Here is an 18097-nt window from a genome sequence, read left to right as displayed (position 1 = left end):
CCTGGGTCAAATCCTGGCAATCAGCGCAAGGCCGGCGCCAGCGGCAAATCCGACGAGAACGAACAGCAGCAACAACATGGGTTTGAATTCAGCGCTCGCCCGCTTCTTCAATGTATTCAGGTTCTTCTCCATCCCCGCCACGACCCCGTCCAGCCGCATCAGGTGGACATCGAGGTCATTCAAGCGTTGGCTGACCTCCACCTTGAGGTTTTCGACGGCGTTGCCCATTTCGGTCAGGCCGGTGGTTTCGGCCTTGTCCCCATCGATTTCCGGTGCGCGCTGCAGGGAGCGCTGCGAGACCTGCAACTGCCGCTGCGACGCCATCAGCACATCGAGTTTGTCGAGCACTTTTGCCAGCGGCGCTGCGATCAGGGCTTCGGCCGCCTGCTCGTTCGGCTGCGGAACACGCAGAGCCTGTTCGGAGCCGCTTTCATTGCGCGCCATGACGACGATATCGTTGGTCCGCGAATGGAGGGGATCGGGCAGCGCGATTTCGAACGCGTGTTTGCCGTCGCCGATACCGTTGCGCCGCAGGTCTGGACGGTTGCGATCGGCAACGGCCTCGGCAATTACCTTGCCATCGAGAAGGACACGGATGGTCAGCCGTTGATCCGGCGCCATCGGGTCGAATGCCCAGCCGAAAATCCTGCCCATGTCGACGGCGTCCACCCGGCCGTTCATCGGCTTGACGTTGTCCTGTTCGGATGCGGCATCCGGTCGTTCGGCGGGACTGGTCATGCGCTCTCCAATGCCTGAACCTGAGCCGTCTCCATCCACTCGAGATAGCGGCGGGCAGTCGTGTCGATGTCGTCGGGCTTGCGGGCGTTTTGCGCGAACAGGTGCAGCAGTTTCGGGTCTTCCAGGATGTCGCGCATCGCCGCGGCGAGCGCCCGGGCATCATTGGGTGGGACGGTCAGGCCGTTGACGCCATGCTCGACCATTTCAGCCATTCCGCCGATATTGCTGGCGATGACCGGGCGGCGTTGCGCCTGGGCTTCCTGAATGACCAGCGGCGCGTTCTCCCACCAGACGGAAGGAACGATGGTGCAATCGACCGCGGCCACCAGATCGCCGATATCTTCGCGTCGATAGGGGCCTCGGGCCTGCACGGATCCGGATGTTTCGGCAAAACGCCTGTTGATCTCCTCGACGAACGTCTCGCTCTGGAAGGGCGCGCCGCCATGGACGCGAAGTTCGAAATCCAGGCCGTCGGCAAGAAGCTGACGCGCCGCCTCGAGCAAGACGGTCACCCCTTTCCAGGGGTTGAGATTGCCGAAATATCCGAAGACCGGCTTGCCGCCCTGGAGCAGATCTCTCCGCAGCCCGGTCTTGCGGACGGGGATGCCATTGGGAATGACGCTGATCGTATCAGCCTCCAGTCCCCATTGCACGTAGCGATCCCGCAAGAAGGCGCTTGGCGAGACGAAGTGGTCGACCGTGCTCAGCAGGGCCTTCAGGTGGCGTTCGCGCAGAGCGAAGCGATCAAGCGGGATGTCCTTGAAGCAGGCATGGCAGCGGTCCGGGCTGGACTGGTGACAAAGCTCCTTGGTGCCAGTGCGCACCATCAGGCCGTCATGATGGCAGATGGGGTAGTAGTCGTGGAGTGTCATGACGATCTGGCAGTCCGGCAGGGTGCGGCGGACGATGTGGGGAAACTCGGCGCCAAGCAGCAGCATATGATGGAGATGAACCACATCCGGCCGGAAATCGCGCAGCAGCTCCGCTATGTCAGGCACGACACCATAGAGGTCGATCTGGCTCATGAAGAAGCGGTCGAAATGTCCGGACCACAGCAGGATTTCGTCTCCCGCCGAGCCGATGCTCTGGAAGCTCGTGCCTGGTCTCGCTTCGCGATGAATATGGTTTGTGGCACCGAGAAACAGAGCTTCATGGCCCTCGCGCTGATAGGCGCGAAACAGGTCATGAGCAAATATCTCGGTTCCGCCCGGGTGAAGGGACGGATGGTTGTGGGCCGCGACCAGAATGCGCTTGCTCATCGGCCATTTCCCCGGCGCTTCGCCACGATGAAATCCTGATGGTGAGCCGCATTGGTACCGCGCCAATGGCCCAGCGATTTCAAGGTGATGGAGAGGCCGGCGCGTTCGAGCGCCCTGTCGAGAAAGCCGTCTTCGAAGCCGACTGCCGCAAGCGGCGCCTGGTTGGGTACGAACCAGCACGGGCTTTCGCCATAACGGCGGAACGCAAGGCGCGGATCGCGCCGCCCGTGCTCGTTTACCGCCGCGATCCGGTCGACCACGAAGGCTGTCATGAACAATCGCCCGCCGAATGACAGGACCCTGCGAACCTCGGCGAGGTAAACGAGGACTTCCGCAGGGGGCAGGTGAGTGACCACCGACGTCATGATGACGAAGTCGAAATGGTGATCCGGAAAGGGAAGCCTCAGGGTCCTGCCGCTGACCTTGCCGTTCGGATTGTAGAGTTCGTGCGCGATATCCAGTCGCTGGAAGGCGAAATTGGAGTAGGCGGGCGTGATCGTCCGCTGGCACCAGTCGATGCCGCCCTCGACCGGATCGATGCCATCGTAGCGGCTCGTCTGCGGATCGAGATACTGGGTGAGCGGCACGGCCATCCGGCCGATACCGCAACCGATGTCGAGCACGCGGGCCTCTTCGCGCAGGCCGCCGATACGGATGAAGTGCCCGAGGAATTCTGCGCCGATCGCACGAAAATCACCGTCCCCCACGAAGACATTGGTGGGTTCCGGCTGCGGCAGAAAGCGGTTGCCCCGAACGGCTTCGAGCAGCCAGCGAACACGGTCCTCGTCGACCAGCCGAGCCGGCTTGGCAGGGTGCACGAGTGCTACCTGTGTCACGCTGCGTTCCTTTCCTGGTTTCTGCCGTTTGTGGCGGCCGGGCGATCTTGATCTCTGCCGAACTGGTTCGCCATCAAGTCGGTGATGTCGTCTTCCCAGCGCTGGGTGTGCAGCCAGGAATTGTACTGGCTGGCGACGCCGCGCATATAGTCCTGGCTGCGGCGGATCGAGCGGCGCTCGAAATGATACAGGCAGGCGGCCGGCTCATAGGCGATCTGGAGCCCGAGACGGCGGATCTTGAGGCAGAGGTCACTGTCCTCGTAGTCGCCGATCACGTAATCCTCGGTGAAGCCGCCGACGCGCTCGTAGGTGGCCCTGCGGGTCACGAGGCAGGCGCCGGTGACGCCGGGAACCTCGCGGGCTTGCTGGGCGGGAGCATAGTCGCCGGGCATGCCCTTGTTGAAATGGTGGTTCAACCAGATCCCGCGCTGGTCGCGGCCAAAATAAAGGCCCGCATGTTGCAGCGATCCGTCTTCGAAGAGCAGTTTAGGGCCGATGGCACCGAGCCTGCTGTTTTCCAGCAGCGGCCGCGACAGCACCTGAAGCCAACCGGGTCCCTTTGGCACGACATCCGAATTGAGCATGACCAGAACGGCGCCGCGGGCAAAACGTGCGCCGGCATTGCAGGCCCGTGCGTAGCCGCTGTTGCGGTTCATGATGACCAGCTTCATCGGCAGCCCGTGCAGCAGGTGCAGGCCGCCCAGCATATGCTCCGTCTCATCCTGGACTTCCGGTGAATCGAGGACGAAGATGATCTCGGCATTGGCAACGAGCCACGGATCGGTGGCCATTCCCGACAGTTGGAAACGCAGGAAATCGAGGACCTTGTAGAGGGGTATGACAATCGAAACGAGGGGTGTGGTTTCGGACAGGCTGTAGTCCTTCGTGGAATCGACCTCTATGGTCTTGCCCAATCGCCGTTCAATATCCTGCAGGGCAGGCGCGAGGATCGCGCGGAAGGCACTGTCGACCGCATGCTGCGGCGGCACGGCGCGCAGGACATGGTTTCGCTGCGTTGCGGGCTCGAAAGGTTGCAACTTCGGTATCAGCGGCCTGACCGCTCCCGAAGCAAGGCGCAACTGAAATCGCGGCTGCAGAAGCGGGCCGGGGGATTCCGTCAGCGGGATCCAGGCAACGAAGCCGGTCACATCGGTCTTGCTCTTTTCATCCTTGCCTTCCGCCCATGCCGGGAATTTGTAGCTGTTTGCGTCAAGCGGCACGGCAGTGCCGTCCTCCTTGACGTAGTCGATGCCGGCGAAGGCGGATGACGGTGCATGGAACCACCCGCCTGCCAGAAGGCCGTCGTCGAGCGCCAGGGCGAGATCGACCTCCCCCGACGGATGCATCGACGACTTGGCAATACGGATTGCAGGCAGCGGGGCGCTGACCTGAAGGTCGATCGCCGTCGCGGCGCTGCCTTCCGGCAAGGTGGCGAGACAACGGACGACCATTTCGCGCAGCTCCACGGCCTCACGGTTCTTGCTCCACCAGGCCTGAAGGCTGGGATGGCGAGGCTTGTCGTCAGCAAGCTGGCGGATTGCAGCACCATTCTTGCTCAGGAGGACGATGAGAAACGGAGGAGAGGGAAAAGGCGCCTCTGCGATGAAATGGCAGGGTTGCAGGCCGCTTTTCGCTTTGCGTCCGAGGACAGGCCTTGCGGCCATGCGTGCGATCGAAGTCGCGCCGATCGCATAGATCGCTACGATGTCGCCGAGGTCCGGATTGATCGCCGTCTCGATCAGATGGCGTCCCTGGGCAACCTGGCAGACGATGCCGGCGGCCTGCGGTTCGGGCACGAGCGCATGAAGGGTGTCTTCAACGATCATATGGAAAAGATGGTCACCGGTGATGCGAAAGGCGCTTCGCCAGACGGTCAGCAGGTTGTTGACGAACTTGATACGGGAACCCGGCGCAAGATCGGTAAACAGCGCTTCCACATCGAGGGGCGTGAGCATGCGTGCCGGCGGCATCATGACGGTTTCGACGATGCCGCCGTGTTCCGTGCAGATGTCCACATTCACCGGCTGCTGTTCCGGCCGCATCGCCCAGAACATGCGTTGCCTTCCGTGGCCGAGCGGAAGCATCATGCTGACCAGCGGTACCGGCGAGCGATCCATCGACAACAGGCACTTGGTGGTTGCGGGAAGGGCCGGGGGGAGATCCCAGACAAGGATGGCCAAATCCGTGCCGAGCCGAAAGATTTTTGCGTTTCTAAAAACGCCGGTGGCGTCTATCGCTTCGTCGAACGTCACACGCTGCCCCTTTGGATCGGAGTTGCGCGCCCCGCGGGAGGAGGCAGGGCGCGCAGAAATCATGCTCAGTGAACGGTGAAGTAGTTCTCGGGATTGGCATGAATGTCGTCAGCGTCGACATTGACCAATGTGAGCGTATCGCCATGGCCGAGATCCACGACGACATTGCCGCCGACCTGCGTGATGCGCGAGGCCAGATCGTCCGGCGAAGTCACGTCGAGGCCATTGATGCCCTTCGAGATCTGCAGGATATCCTCGCCAGCGGTGAAGTCGAGAATGACGTCATTGCCGCCGCCGCCGCCGAAGACGAAGACGTCATTGCCAGCACCGCCGACAAGGAGGTCGTTGCCAGCGCCGCCATCGATGATGTCGTTGCCGTCGCCGCCGTAGAGGATGTCTGCACCCTTGCCGCCGGACAGAAGGTCACTGCCATGCCCGCCGAGCAGGGTGTCATTGCCCTTGTCGCCGTAAAGAAGATCATCACCCCAGCCGCCGACAAGATTGTCGTCGCCAGCTTCACCGTTCAACAAGTCGCTACCCTCGCCGCCGAACAGGGAATCATGTCCCTTTCCGCCGAACAGGATGTCGTCACCCTCACCGCCGAACACCGTGTCATGTCCGTTGCCGCCGTTTACGAAATCATCGCCCGCATGGGCGCGGATGAAGTCGTTGAAGCGGGAACCGAACAGGGCATCGTCGTATGCTCCGCCTTCCAATGTGGCCATCTGCCTCTCCTCTTCAGGTTTGTATGAGTGCGTTGTCGGCGCAGGGTGCGACGATTTCGCGCTTGAAATGTGCACTGCAAAAAACAGAAGCGCAAGCATAACCCGGAGCTAAAATGTCAGATGTTGGGAAATATATTTCCTGAATTGAATATTAATGGCACATTGTTTCGATAATGGGCCATCTTATAAATTAAAGTTGCCGTATTTTACTTTGGAATAACTTCAATATTTGAAATAGTTTCTGCTATGCAGCATTTCTTGTAACCTGGACACTAATCTTCCCTGAAAGCGCGATGGAAACTTTCGAGGACGGGAGAGGTGATGTAGTCGATCGCGCGGCGTGACGCGTGAATGATCAGCACTTCTGCCGGCATGCCGGGATAGAGGCGCACATCAGGGTTTGCCTCAAGCGATGCCGGGTCGAGTTTGGCGCGCGCGACGAAATAAGCACTGTTTGATTTCTCATCGACCGACTGGTCCGCGGCGACATACGTGATTGTACCTTCCATCGGCAGGCGGGACCGTTGGTTATAGGCCGTCAGCCGGACCTGGGTATGCGAGCCGACGGCGATGCTGTCGACGTCGCGAGGATTGACGCGCATCTCGACCAGCAGCGGTTCGTTTTCCGGGACGATCTCAAGCAACGGCTGGCCGGGCGTGACCGCGCTGCCGGGGGTGCGCAACAGGATGTTGCTGATGATGCCATCCTGCGGAGAGCGGATTTCAAGCCGCCGCAGCACGTCCTTCGAAGCGGTGATCTGTTGTTCGACGTCGGCAAGATCGACGCGTGCGGTGGTGATTTCGCCGGCAATCGTCGATTGAAAGTCGCTTTCGATCCCGGTCAGCGCAAGCTGCGCCCCGGCTGCGGCCTTTTCGGATTGGGCCTTGTTGCCGACGAGCTCGCCCCTTTGCCTCGCGAGATCGCTGAGTCTGGAGTCGATCTCGATGACCTGGGTACGCGGTACGGCGCCTATCTTCACCAATGAGTCCATCGCCGCGCGGTGCTCCCTGATGAAGCCGATTTGCCGGTCGATCGCCTCGATCTGGATATCGTATGACGCCGCCAGTTCGAGGTGTTCCTCGATCGTTTTTCTCTGGACCTCGACGCGTCCGACCTTGGTCTCGCGCCGCTTTTCAAAAAATATCGTCTCCGCCCTGACGGAGTCGTCCATCGCAACATCCCAGGCGTCGCCGAAATCGCTTGGAAAACTGATTTGCGGCGCGTCGTTCTGTTCGGATTTCAGTCGAGCCAGTTTGGCGATCAGGCCGATGCGCCGGGCCTGGAGCGACCGGAGGCTGGAACGGGCACGCGTATCCTCCAGTTCGATCAGGGGCTGACCGACGGTGACCTTGTCGCCCTCCTGGACGAGCAATCGGTTCATCACGCCGCCTTCGAAATGGCTGATGGTTTTTCGTTTCGAATCGACGATGATCGTGCCGTTGGCGACCGTGGCGCTGCTGAGCTCAACCGAAAACCCCCAGGCAAAAAATCCCCCGAACGACACGAGGATCGTGGCAAGCCCCGCAATGACGAGACCTCGCAGCGGTGAACGGTTGTCGAATTGGTCGAACTCCGGGTTCGACGGGGCGGCATCCGGCAAGGCCGGCTGATATCGCTGGATCTGACGCTCGGAAAGATCGGCGCGGATCGCGAGCGGTTTTTTCTCAACCAGGAGAGGTTTCTGCGCGGTCATATTGCGGCTACCTCGCGGGTTGTTTCGCCCGGCCCCGCTACCGGAATCACGGACGTACGCGGTCCGAACTGGGTGACGCGGCCGTTTTCAAGCACGAGCAGCTTGTCGGCGACCTGCATGATAGCCGGCCGGTGAGCGATGATGATGACGATGGCGCCACTTTCGCGAGCGCGCTCGATCGCGCGGATAAGGGCCCGCTCGCCGATCGCGTCCAGATTTGCGTTCGGCTCGTCGAGCACGATGAGGCGCGGTTGATTGTAGAGGCAGCGCGCCAACGCGATGCGCTGCCGCTGGCCTCCGGAAAGGGTCAGATGTCCGTCGCCGACCGGCGTGTCGTAGCCGAGCGGCAGGCGCCCGACCATTTCATGGATGTCGGCCAGTCGCGCCGCCTCCAGGACCTTGTATGGATCGCTGTCCGCCATTCGCCCGATGTTTTCCCGAATGGTGCCTTCCAGAAGCGAGACGGATTGCGGCAGGTATCCGACACCCTGGCCGAACGAGCTGCGCTCCCAGAGATAGGTATTGTTGCCGTCGAGGAAGACGCCACCGGATGTGGGGCGCAGGATACCGACCAGCAGGCGCGCAAGCGTCGATTTGCCCGCGGCGGAAGGGCCGATCACGCCCAGAACCTCGCCCGGAGAGAGGGAGAAAGAAATGCCCTTGATGATCGGCACATCCAGGCCGGGGGCCGCGTAAATGAGCTTGTCGACGACGATGTCGCCCGACGAATGCGGCGTCGGCATCGTCTGGCGGATCGCAACGTCCGCCGCGAGGATGGCCTCGAGACGATGCCAGGCCGCTGCCGCCAGCACCCACTGCCGCCAATTGTCGATGAGCGAATCGAAAGGGATCAGGAGGCGCCCGACCAGGATGCTCGATGCCATCATTGCGCCGGGCGTGATTTCCTGCTGCAGCACCAGATAGGCACCGGCCGCGAGGGTGATGATCTGGATGGAATAGCGCAGGCTGCGGGTAATGGACGACATCGCCTTGCTCCTGCTCCCGCTCGTTTCATAGGCGCTGAGGGCTTGCAGCTGCAGGGCACGCCAACGGGCCGCCAGGGCCGGCAGCATGCCCATTGCCTCGATTGCCTCGGAATGTCGCAGCGAAGCGCCAATCTTGGACACCGCCTCGATATTCGTCTGATTCGCCTCCTTGGTGAGTTGGCGTGTCAAAATGTCCGTAACCAGTCCGCCGCAGAGAAGCAGAGCGGCGGAAACGGCTCCGATGAGGCCAAAGAGCGGATGCAAAAGGAAAAGGGCGCCGAGGAAAATTGGAGACCACGCCGCATCGAGGGGTGCCGTGACTGCCGACGAGGTCAAAAAGCTTCGCAATTCCGAGATGTCCCGAAGCGACTGCGTCGCGCGCGACAGGCCCTGGTCGACCGAGGCCTGAACGGCGGCCGCCAGGATGGGCATGTTCAGTCTGCGCACAAGCGCACCTCCCATGGCCTGGAACGAAAGGGCGCGGATGAATTCCAGAACACCGAGCACGATCAGGGCGCCTATGGCCAGGATGACGAGCATTCCCAGCGTGTCCATGCTCTGACTGTTAAGCACCCGGTCATGAACCTGCAGCATGAACAGAGGCATCGTCAGCTGTAATAAATTCAGACACACGCTGAGCGCTGCGGCATAAAGCAGTCCCGACAAAAATACACGCTTGGCTTGCGATACCAGCAACCCTGGGCTGCTTTCTTTCCGGCCTCTGCGAATTTGCCCCTTGATTGTTGTCTCATTTTGAACAGTATCGCGCATGGCAATTTGCCTCAGGTTAACGTTAGATCAATCAGTCGGAGGACGTTTTGGTTATAGCTAAACCGAAGGATAGTATTGCTTCCTCCAATCTGGCACATAACGGAGGGCTTGTGCAAGCTCATGGCGATTGGGGGGATTGGGCGTAGTTGAATATTACTTCAATTTTTGAAGTAGTTTCCTGAAACGGAGATTGGGATGAAAGAAGAAGTTGTGCTTAATTTGCCTGTAGAGCTGAGTGGCGAACTAACAGTTCAAATGGGTCAGGCGGCACAGACAGACCCCAAGCATTCTCAGGATGCCGAGTTTGGGGCCCTCCAACAGGTTACATATTTCGAACTCGCTCGCCTCATGGAGCGGGCAAGCAGGCGGTTCTCGGGTCTGATCCGTGCGGAGCTGACCAAGCTTCGGGTTGACGATATCGGGCCGGCACAGGCGATGATCCTGCTGGCAATCGGCGATTCGGAGCTCTCGGTCGCCGAGCTTTTGGATCGGGGCCATTATGTCGGCTCCAACGTTTCCTACTATCTGAAACAGCTTGGTGATGGTGACTACATCGATCGGGTTGCCTCCCAGCGCGACAAGCGGTCCGCACGCATCAAGTTGACGGAGAAGGGGCGGCAGCTCAGAGCCAATCTCCGGGAGGCCGCGATGACCTATGAGCGCGCGGTGAATCGTGGCGACCAGGAGCAACGGATGCTTGAAACGGCCTTCCAGACACTGCATCAGCTCGAACTGGCCTGGGGCAGCACCTCACGGTACGGCGTTTGAGTGGTGGTGAGGCCGTGCGCCTGGCCGTGGGGGAATAGACGCGATGCACGTGGCGTTTGTTCATCGACGGGGTTTCGGCCAGTTCGCTGCCCTGGCCGCCCAGCTTGCACAGCTGGGCAATGAGGTCAGCCTCATCACCGAGACCATAGATCAGAAGATCCCTTCCGTTCGCGTCATTCGACATCGAGCGGAAGCGGGCCCGCGTGCGGATCCGCATATGGCCCGACACATGGCTACTCCCGATCACCATGCGCGAATCGGCCATCGCGTCGCCGAGACGCTCGATGCCATGGTGAGGCAGGGGCTGGTGCCCGATGTCGTCGTCGGCCATATCGGCTGGGGAAGCATGATGTTTCTGAAGGATGTGCTCCCGCAGGTGCCCGTATTGGGATATTGCGAGTTCTTCTACCGGTCGGAAGGGGCGGATATCGGGTTCTCCCCTGACGATCGGCCCGATCTGGAGACCCGCAAGAGACTGCGGCTGCGCAATATCGCGCAACTCCTGTCCCTCGAGGCTATCGAGGCCGGCATCAGCCCCACCCATTGGCAGAGAAGTCTCTATCCTGCCGACGCCCAGGGACGCATTTCGGTGTGTCACGAGGGGATCGATACGGTGCGGTTTCGACCCGACCCGACAGCTTCGGCCACGCTTCCGGATGGACGCGTGTTGACGGCCGATGGTCCTCCCATCGTCACCTTTGTCGCGCGCGATCTCGAGCCGTATCGCGGATTCCCGCAGGTTCTGGAGGCTGCCGCCAAGGTCGTGCACCAGCGCTCCGATGCTCTGTTCGTCTGCGTCGGAGGAGACGGTGTCAGCTATGGCGTGCCGCCGCCGGGCGGGGGGGCATGGAAGGATCATCTCCTCAAGTCCCTGGACATACCGCGGGAGAATATCGTCTTTCCCGGCGCGGTGCCGCATTCGCTCTTACGGCAGATCTACCAGATCTCCTCCGCGCATCTGTACCTGACCTATCCCTTTGTCCTGTCCTGGTCGGTGCTGGAGGCGATGGCCTGTGGCGCGCTGGTCATCGGGTCCGATACCGCGCCCGTTCAGGAGGTCATACGTTCCGGCAAGAATGGTCTTTTGGTGCCGTTCTTCGATACGGATGCACTCGCCGAGGCGATTCTTGGCGCCCTCGCGAATCCGGAACGTCACCTCGGGATGCGCGCTGCGGCCCGCCGGACAGTCGAGAGGCGTTTCCGGTTAGCGGAATGCCTTCATCGTCAACAGAATATTATTGAAAAATTGGCCGGGAAACCGTTTCGAAGCGCCCATGGAACGGCCGCATGATTATTACTTCAATTTTCAAAGTATATTTGGAGTTTATTTCTTTATATCGGTTGAATTTTGTTATTGTGCACTGCAATGTTAGTTGTTAGGCTTCCCCCAGAAGACGCAGGATGACTTTGAAAAAATTCGGTTATCCGGAATATTGTTCTTTGTTGCAGGGTAATTCTTCAGGGGCGGTGCGTGCTAAATTTGACGTCTTCCGGCATTGGGAAACAACTGGTGACGAGAAAGCTGATCGCGGCATCGGCCCGGGATCGCTCCTGCTTCGAAGGAAGCGATATCGAACATCAGGTCGTTTTCCTCGATGCCGATGGCCTTCCTCCGGTGACATTGCAGAATGCTTTTCCATTGGTCGCCGTCGCCTATTCGGACGAGGGCGAGGCGGATCTGCAGGCGGGTTTGGCGCTGCTTGGACCACTGGGGACGATCCCGGCCGTTCCTATCCGGCGGCTTGATCCCGCAAACAGGCCGGAAAGCCTCCCGCTTCTGCAGGCTTTGACTGAAGGCAGTGTCGGCCGGCTTGCGCGATACAGCGCCTCGATCACCTCCGAGCTTGCGATCCTGAGAAGGGAACGAGAAACGCTGCTGGAAAACTACCGAGCGCTCGAGGATGCGTTCCAGGCGCGAAACTGGGAGCCGGTTTCGGAGATTTTCTCCCACGATCCCTATGCTGATCCGAAGGACGAGGGGATCGGGCCGCTGCTTGCCGCAGCCTTTATCGAACAGCTTCTGCCGGTATCGAGCCTTGGCGTGGCGGGGTTTGCCCTTCACTTTCACTCGGTGCCCAGGATCAGCGGAGAGCTTGTCGTCGCGTTGAGCTATCTCGAGAGCGGCGAAGGGGTTGCCGAATGGACTGTCCCCTATGCGCAGCTCGTGCCGAACTGGAATTTCTTCTCGCTGCCCCGCGCCTGTGGAGGAGCTGCACGTACATTGAAGCTGCGGATTTCCGCGACCGGGCCGGAGACCGTCGGCCTTTCGCTCGGCTATCCGATCGCCGGCGAGCGTTATTCGGCGCGCTCGGAACTGCCGCATCCGGATCTCGACCTGCGCCCGCTGGCGTTCAAGGTGTTCACGGGGTTGCCCGGGGTCAAGCCGACCAGAACACCCAACATGATAGCGCCGAGCAACCTGCTCGAAGGCCAGTACACTGTCGACTATCGCCTGGCGGTCGCGACCTTGAGCCAGGTCGCCGACGTTTCGGTCACGCCCATCGTCCCGGAATTCCAGACGGTGCGCTTCCTCGAGCATGAGCATGCCATCGTCTGCCACCCGTTGCCGAGTGGCATATCGGCCGGCGCGGTCAGCGGCGCCGTCGAGCCCGGAACGATATCTTTTTCGGTGAGCGCCTTTATCGACCATCCGGAAGGCAAACCTGCGGCGGTCAGCTTCCTGCTTGCGCCGGCAAATTCGAATGCGCGTTCCGAAGTGGCCGAGATCGCGCGAAAGGGCACGGCCAGACCATCGACATTCTTCAGCGGATGGCGCGAAGTCAGCTCCAGCGAGGTCGTCAACATCAACATCCAGCTGGACGAGCCGGCACGCGGCCTGATGGATCTGATGATCCTCAGCCGCGCAGTGACGGATTCGGTCGACTTCTCCTGGCTGAAAGTGTCCGGCTTCAGGATGGTCAAGCAATTTACGGAGGCCGCCGATGTCCGGTAACAGGGAGCCATCCGACCTGATCGCCGTGGCCATGCCTCTCTACGGTCACGCGGCACTTGCGCTTGAGGCGATCGAGTCGGTGCTTGCCTCCAATCCCGGCAACTGCCGGATTGTCATCGTTGTCTCTGTTGACGGCGATCCGCGCCATGAGACGTTCGATCAGCTGCTGCTCTACGCCGCGGCCCATCCCTGCGTCCATGTCATATTCGGCCGGAACGCCGGCCCGGGCGGCGCACGCAATCGTGCCATCGATTTCGTCATCGAGCACTTTCCCGAGGCGAAGGCCGTCTATTTCCTCGATGCCGACAACCGTATCCTTCCCGGCACGATCAAGACGCTTTACCAGCAGCTCGTCTCCAGCGGCTGCGGGTGGGTTTACACGAATATCGACACATTTTCGGTCAGCTGGCGCGCCCATTACGGCAATCGCTATTCGCGGCTGGTGCACTGCATCACCGACAATATCTGCGATACGGGATCGATGATCTCGATCGAGGTTTTCAAGGACGGCGTCCGCTTCAATGACGACCGGCAGAACGGTTTCGAGGATTGGGAATTCTGGCTGTCCTGCATCGAGCACGGTTTCGTCGGCATGCCCTGCCACGACACCGTCTTCGAATACAGGCTGAGGGCGGAAAGCCGCTTCAAGGAGGCGAACCGCGACCGCGCTACGTCGGTCAGCTTCCTGCGCAAACGTCACATGCCGTTGTTCCAGCGCCCGATGCTGGTGGATTTCGAGCACGAGGATTGCCCGCGTTACCTGTTTGCGCGGACGGAAGATACGGCGATCTCCTTCTTCACCGATCCCACCAAGCCACCGACGATGCTTCGCCTCGATGACATCATCCCGGCCTTCTGGGGCAATATCGGCGAACCGGACAACGAACATTTTCCGCCATTCCTGGTCGCCGGAAGCGGCGCGGCGCTCGACCTGCTGCGGCGCTCGCGCATGCTGCCGAACGTGCTTGCTCATCTCGAGCGCCTGAGCGAGGTGAGTAATGTCGTCTTCGTCCAGCTCGCCAACGATGCTTCCCAGCGCAAGATCGAGCCGGTCATTCATGGTCCGGGCGCACAAAAAATCGGCCCCGCCGACCTCGTCTTCCTGTCGACCCGGATCGCCCAGGACGTGGTCCAGAACAATGCCGTCGACTGGTTCGCCTCGATCGCAAGCCAGCAGGTATGGCCGACATCGGCCATTCTGAAAGTGCGCTTCCCTTTTCCAAGAAGCCTCCCGCGCCGCGCCCTCATCACGCCTCAGCAGGTGATGATCAATTGCCTCAACGCGATTGCCTCAAGCCCCCTCCGCGAGACGGCGGGCAGGCGGTGGACCTGGCGTCCGGCGCGGCTGGTACCCTATACCGATCTCCACAAGGCGTTGCGCAAGGAGATCGGAGGATCGCCGGTCCTGCCGCTCGGGCATAACGAGGGCAAGCGCACCGTGGCGCTGCTGGTGCCGAACGCCTCGTTCGGCGGGGCTGAAAAGGTCGTTTATGCCGCGGCCCGGGAGTTGAAGGCGGCCGGTTACGAAACCCACCTCTTCGTGCTCGGCACGTCCCGGATGGACGTGATCGACGAATTCGATTCCAGCTTCGACTACATCCATTTCTGGGAGGCGGGCATTCCGGCCTGGGGAGGGTCGGGTTCCTTCCTGGGACAGGACTTCATCGCCGAGGAGCATTCGGTCGACTGGCAGGCGCTCAAGGGGCAGCTTTCCGGCTTCGACCTGGTCATCAACAACCACGTGATGGCCGTCCATCCCCTTATCGCGCGACTGCGCTCCGAAGGCACGCGCACGGCCTGCTACCTGCACGTCGTGGACAACACGGCCTTCAAGAGGCCCGCCGGCCAGCCCTTTGCAGCGATTGCCCACGAGCATTGCTACGATGCCTTCCTGACCTGCTCCGAACAGCTCAAGATCTATCTGCACAGCTACGGTGTCCCGCACGAGAAGGTCTTCGCCGTTGCGAACGGCGCGAGCTTCTCGGTGCCGCCCAAAGCCTTGGCGGAGGTCCTTGCCGTCAGGCGTATTGAGCGCAAGGATGACCGCTTGCGGATTCTTTACATGGGCCGGTTTGACCAGCAGAAGGGCATCGACAGGCTGGCGGCAGTGCTCGCGGAATTGCGGGCCTCCAACCTCGCCTTCGACGCCCGGGCCATCGGAGGGGAAATCCTCGCCGATTCCAGGGTCTCCTGGAGTGAGCGGCTGAAGGACCTCGGTGTCGACGTGCGTCCGCCGGTCTTTGCGAGCAAGGATCTGATCAAGGCGCTCGGCTGGGCCGATGTTCTCCTCATGCCGTCACGGTGGGAGGGCGCGCCGCTGATGATCGCCGAGGCACAGCAGCTCGGCTGCGTGCCCATCGCGACCGCGGTTGGCGCGGTGGACGAGCTCATTTGCGACGGCGAGGACGGCATACTCATCGACGCTGCTTCCGATCCTCAGATGGTGAGGGAGATGGCACGCATCATTGAAGAGGTCGCGCGCAATCGCGCACGCCTTGCGCCGCTCATGGAGGGCTGCATCAGAACCGCCGCGCACCGGTCTTGGACGTCCTCCTTCTCGGATTTCATCGCCTGGAGCGATCGGTCCGTAAAAAATTCGTCACTGTCCCGCGCCGCGATCTTTCGCGAGCAGGCGACGGCAAATCCCGTGGTCGCGGCAGCTGGCTGATCGCCGAGCCGCTTCTTTGAAACAGAAAGGTCTAGTCGAATGCGTCCGCGAATTCTCGTGACGGGTATTCCTGGTCACTACACGCGCCTTGCCAATGGCGCCCATGGTTCGTCCGTCTCCTATTCAGAGCGGCAGAAGCAGCCGGAAACGAAAGAGGAGTTCCTGCAGGAGCTGAGCAACATCAGCAATACCGGGAACTACCTCATCGGCGAAGGCGCCCTGCGGGCACTCGCTCCGCATGCCAAGCAGGTTCCGTTCTGGCATCTCTACAATCTGAGCAAGAGCGGCAGCGGGTTCGATGAGTTCAACGCCAATTTCGATATCTGTGTCTTCACCTGCGCGAACCTGTTGCGCAAGGGGCTTTCCGCAGATGCCGAGGCGGATGTGCTGAGCCGGCTCAACATGCCGATCGTCATGCTGGGTATCGGATTGCAGAACCGCAAGGACCTGGAAAACAATCTTCCGGAAGGAACTAAGCGGCTTCTGGCCGTCCTAAAGGAGCGAGAGCATTATTTCCTGACGCGCGGCTACGAGTCCGCCGGCTTCCTGAAGGATCAGGGCTTCTCCTTCGTGCGCCCGACCGGCTGCCCCTCCGTCTATTTCATGCCTGACAACATGCGCCGGTCGATGAGGAAGCTTCCGAGCGTCAAGATCGGCCAGGCGAAGACCATTTTTTCGGGCTATCTCGGCGGCAATCAGGATGCGATCGTGGATGCGAACGCGCTCGCTCCGCAGGATACCGTACCGCCATACGTCGTGCAGGACGAGTTCCTTCACTTCGATATGAAGGTAGAGCCCAATGACGAGGGCCGTGTCTATGATTCCGCGTCGGGCCGGATGATCGGCGATCTGACTTATCCCGGCATTGAGCGGGAGAAGCAGCGGTTCGAGGTTCGCACCTTCTTTGACAACAACCAGTGGCGCGGCTGGGCCTCGTCGATGGATTTCAATTTCGGCCGGCGTTTTCACGGCTCGATCATCGCCATGCAGGCGGCCGTGCCCAGTCTGATGGTGGCGGTGGACGACCGCATGCGCGAGATGCTGGGCTTCACCGGCCTGCCGGCTGTCGACATCATGGAGGTCGACAAGGCGGAGAACCGCGCCGAGTTCGTGGCCGACCATCTGTCGCAGCTCAACACGAGCGAACTCGTCGACCGGTATTCCGATCGCGAGAGCGCCTTCCGCACCACGCTTCGCGAAATCGGCATCGGTCTCTAGCGAGGCCCTATCCACGGGCCTGCGGGCCATCACCCTTCGGTTCAGAGGACAGTCATGCGTATCTTGCTTACGGGCATTCCCTCCTATCTGCAGCGAACGATTGCGGACGTCTCCGGTACGACCGTTATCCATCGGCCCTATTTCGACGAGACGAGGACAAAAAGGGATCTGATCGCGCAGGTCAGGAAGATCGCCAATACCGGCAACTACCTGATCGGCGAGGGAGCGGCCGAGAGCCTGCGCGGCCATAACGTCACCTATCTGCCGTTCTGGCACCTGGCCAACAATCGGGAGTCGAACGAGATTTTCGAGCAGGTGAACCGCGAGTTCGATCTATGCGTCTTCGCCTCCGCCAATCTGCTGCGCCCCGGCTATTCCGCCGATCTCGAGGCGGAAATCTTTGCGAAGCTGACGATGCCGGTCGTGGTGATGGGCATCGGCATTCAGCGCAAGGAGGGCCTCAAGGATCAACTGCCGGCCGGTACGCTCAAGTTCCTGGACGTGTTGCGGAACAAGGAGAGTTTCTTCCTCACGCGCGGTTACTTCACCGCCGAATTCCTACGGGAGCAGGGGATGAAGTTCGTCAAGCCGACGGGCTGCCCGTCACTCTATTTCTCGCCAAGCGAGATGAAACGTTCGCTGACCGCGCTTGCCAACCCGGCGCTGGCGGAAGCCCAGAAGATCGCCTTCGGCGGTTATCTTGGCAGCGTTGCCGATACGATCGTCGACGCCCACGCGCTGCTCAAGCCCGACAGCGTCGCAAGCTATGTCGTCCAGGACGAACTTGTTGCCTACAACCTTTCCCTGACCGGCGGCGACACTGACATCGCCTATGACCGGTCGAGTGCGCGCATCACCGGGGGCACGGAATACAAGCATTCGGAGAAATGGCAGCGGAAATACGAGTTGCTGGTCTACTTCGACACGAACCAGTGGCGCGGGGCGATGTCCGAGCGCGATCTCTGCTTCGGCCGCCGCTTCCATGGCTGCATCATCGGCATGCAGGCCGGCACGCCCGCCCTGATGATCGCCGTCGATGACCGCATGCGGGAAATGCTGGAATTCATCGGCTTTCCTTATATCGAGGCCTCCACCTGGAACAGGGAGACGGATAAGCGCGCCTATCTCGCCAACTTCCTCGGCAAGATCGACACGCAGGCCGTGATCGACCGCTATTCCGCTTGCGAGGCGAATTTCCGCAGTGCTCTGGGGCAGATCGGACTTTGAGC

Annotated in this window: 13 protein-coding genes; 6 read left to right on the top strand and 7 right to left on the bottom strand. The window is 60.9% G+C overall.

Features of this window, described 5'->3' with window-relative positions:
- Positions 1-6 precede the first annotated feature (6 nt).
- The 7 genes from C5J24_RS10880 to C5J24_RS10850 form a co-directional block, all read right to left on the bottom strand.
- The gene (locus tag C5J24_RS10880) at positions 7-738 is read right to left on the bottom strand and encodes a hypothetical protein (protein WP_105417827.1); all 732 of its coding nucleotides are present in this window, start codon (positions 736-738) and stop codon (positions 7-9) included.
- Positions 735-1997, bottom strand: coding sequence for a glycosyltransferase family 4 protein (locus C5J24_RS10875; RefSeq protein WP_105417825.1), 1263 nt, complete (start codon positions 1995-1997; stop codon positions 735-737). Before C5J24_RS10875 ends, C5J24_RS10880 begins: the two co-directional genes overlap by 4 nt.
- Positions 1994-2833 carry a class I SAM-dependent methyltransferase gene (locus tag C5J24_RS10870; RefSeq protein ID WP_105417823.1) on the bottom strand — a complete coding sequence of 280 codons (840 nt, stop codon included), beginning with the start codon at positions 2831-2833 and terminating at the stop codon, positions 1994-1996. The genes C5J24_RS10875 and C5J24_RS10870 overlap by 4 nt, the downstream gene beginning before the upstream one ends.
- Positions 2830-5085 (bottom strand): glycosyltransferase family 2 protein, encoded by a 2256-nt coding sequence (locus C5J24_RS10865; RefSeq protein WP_105418410.1) that lies wholly within the window; start codon positions 5083-5085, stop codon positions 2830-2832. Before C5J24_RS10865 ends, C5J24_RS10870 begins: the two co-directional genes overlap by 4 nt.
- 65 nt (positions 5086-5150) lie before the next feature.
- Positions 5151-5810, bottom strand: a complete 660-nt coding sequence (locus tag C5J24_RS10860; RefSeq protein WP_105417821.1) for a calcium-binding protein — start codon at positions 5808-5810, stop codon at positions 5151-5153.
- A 272-nt stretch (positions 5811-6082) separates the two neighbouring features.
- Entirely contained in the window at positions 6083-7483 is a 1401-nt protein-coding gene (locus C5J24_RS10855; protein ID WP_105418405.1) for an HlyD family type I secretion periplasmic adaptor subunit, read from the bottom strand.
- A 17-nt stretch (positions 7484-7500) separates the two neighbouring features.
- Positions 7501-9261, bottom strand: coding sequence for a type I secretion system permease/ATPase (locus C5J24_RS10850; RefSeq protein ID WP_105417819.1), 1761 nt, complete (start codon positions 9259-9261; stop codon positions 7501-7503).
- A 255-nt stretch (positions 9262-9516) separates the two neighbouring features.
- Here C5J24_RS10850 and C5J24_RS10845 point away from each other — a divergent pair, with 255 nt between their 5' ends.
- The 6 genes from C5J24_RS10845 (at position 9517) to C5J24_RS10820 (ending at position 18095) form a co-directional block, all read left to right on the top strand.
- Positions 9517-10029, top strand: coding sequence for a MarR family transcriptional regulator (locus tag C5J24_RS10845; RefSeq protein ID WP_371674243.1), 513 nt, complete (start codon positions 9517-9519; stop codon positions 10027-10029).
- A 43-nt stretch (positions 10030-10072) separates the two neighbouring features.
- On the top strand, positions 10073-11320 hold the full coding sequence (locus C5J24_RS10840; protein WP_105417817.1) for a glycosyltransferase family 4 protein: 1248 nt from the start codon (positions 10073-10075) through the stop codon (positions 11318-11320).
- A 180-nt stretch (positions 11321-11500) separates the two neighbouring features.
- Entirely contained in the window at positions 11501-12982 is a 1482-nt protein-coding gene (locus tag C5J24_RS10835) for a DUF6212 domain-containing protein (protein WP_105417815.1), read from the top strand.
- A complete protein-coding gene (locus C5J24_RS10830; RefSeq protein WP_105417813.1) occupies positions 12972-15650 on the top strand; it encodes a glycosyltransferase in 2679 nt (892 codons plus the stop codon). The genes C5J24_RS10835 and C5J24_RS10830 overlap by 11 nt, the downstream gene beginning before the upstream one ends.
- Positions 15651-15689: 39 nt before the next feature.
- Positions 15690-16868, top strand: coding sequence for a polysaccharide pyruvyl transferase family protein (locus tag C5J24_RS10825; RefSeq protein ID WP_105402681.1), 1179 nt, complete (start codon positions 15690-15692; stop codon positions 16866-16868).
- Positions 16869-16922: 54 nt separating this feature from the next.
- Entirely contained in the window at positions 16923-18095 is a 1173-nt protein-coding gene (locus C5J24_RS10820; RefSeq protein ID WP_105417811.1) for a polysaccharide pyruvyl transferase family protein, read from the top strand.
- The last annotated feature ends 2 nt before the right edge of the window (positions 18096-18097 follow it).

The organism is Neorhizobium sp. T25_27, assembly GCF_002968565.1.
Classification (GTDB): domain Bacteria; phylum Pseudomonadota; class Alphaproteobacteria; order Rhizobiales; family Rhizobiaceae; genus Neorhizobium; species Neorhizobium tomejilense.
This window is presented reverse-complemented; position numbering and strand designations above follow the sequence as displayed.

Excerpts from the sequence above, each read along its gene's own strand:
- C5J24_RS10825 (WP_105402681.1), top strand. The coding sequence starts at position 15,690 with ATGCGTCCGCGAATTCTCGTGACGGGTATTCCTGGTCACTACACGCGC.
- C5J24_RS10880 (WP_105417827.1), bottom strand. The coding sequence starts at position 738 with ATGACCAGTCCCGCCGAACGACCGGATGCCGCATCCGAACAGGACAAC.
- C5J24_RS10850 (WP_105417819.1), bottom strand. The coding sequence starts at position 9,261 with ATGCGCGATACTGTTCAAAATGAGACAACAATCAAGGGGCAAATTCGC.
- C5J24_RS10860 (WP_105417821.1), bottom strand. The coding sequence starts at position 5,810 with ATGGCCACATTGGAAGGCGGAGCATACGACGATGCCCTGTTCGGTTCC.
- C5J24_RS10845 (WP_371674243.1), top strand. The coding sequence starts at position 9,517 with ATGGGTCAGGCGGCACAGACAGACCCCAAGCATTCTCAGGATGCCGAG.
- C5J24_RS10830 (WP_105417813.1), top strand. The coding sequence starts at position 12,972 with ATGTCCGGTAACAGGGAGCCATCCGACCTGATCGCCGTGGCCATGCCT.
- C5J24_RS10840 (WP_105417817.1), top strand. The coding sequence starts at position 10,073 with ATGCACGTGGCGTTTGTTCATCGACGGGGTTTCGGCCAGTTCGCTGCC.
- C5J24_RS10820 (WP_105417811.1), top strand. The coding sequence starts at position 16,923 with ATGCGTATCTTGCTTACGGGCATTCCCTCCTATCTGCAGCGAACGATT.
- C5J24_RS10875 (WP_105417825.1), bottom strand. The coding sequence starts at position 1,997 with ATGAGCAAGCGCATTCTGGTCGCGGCCCACAACCATCCGTCCCTTCAC.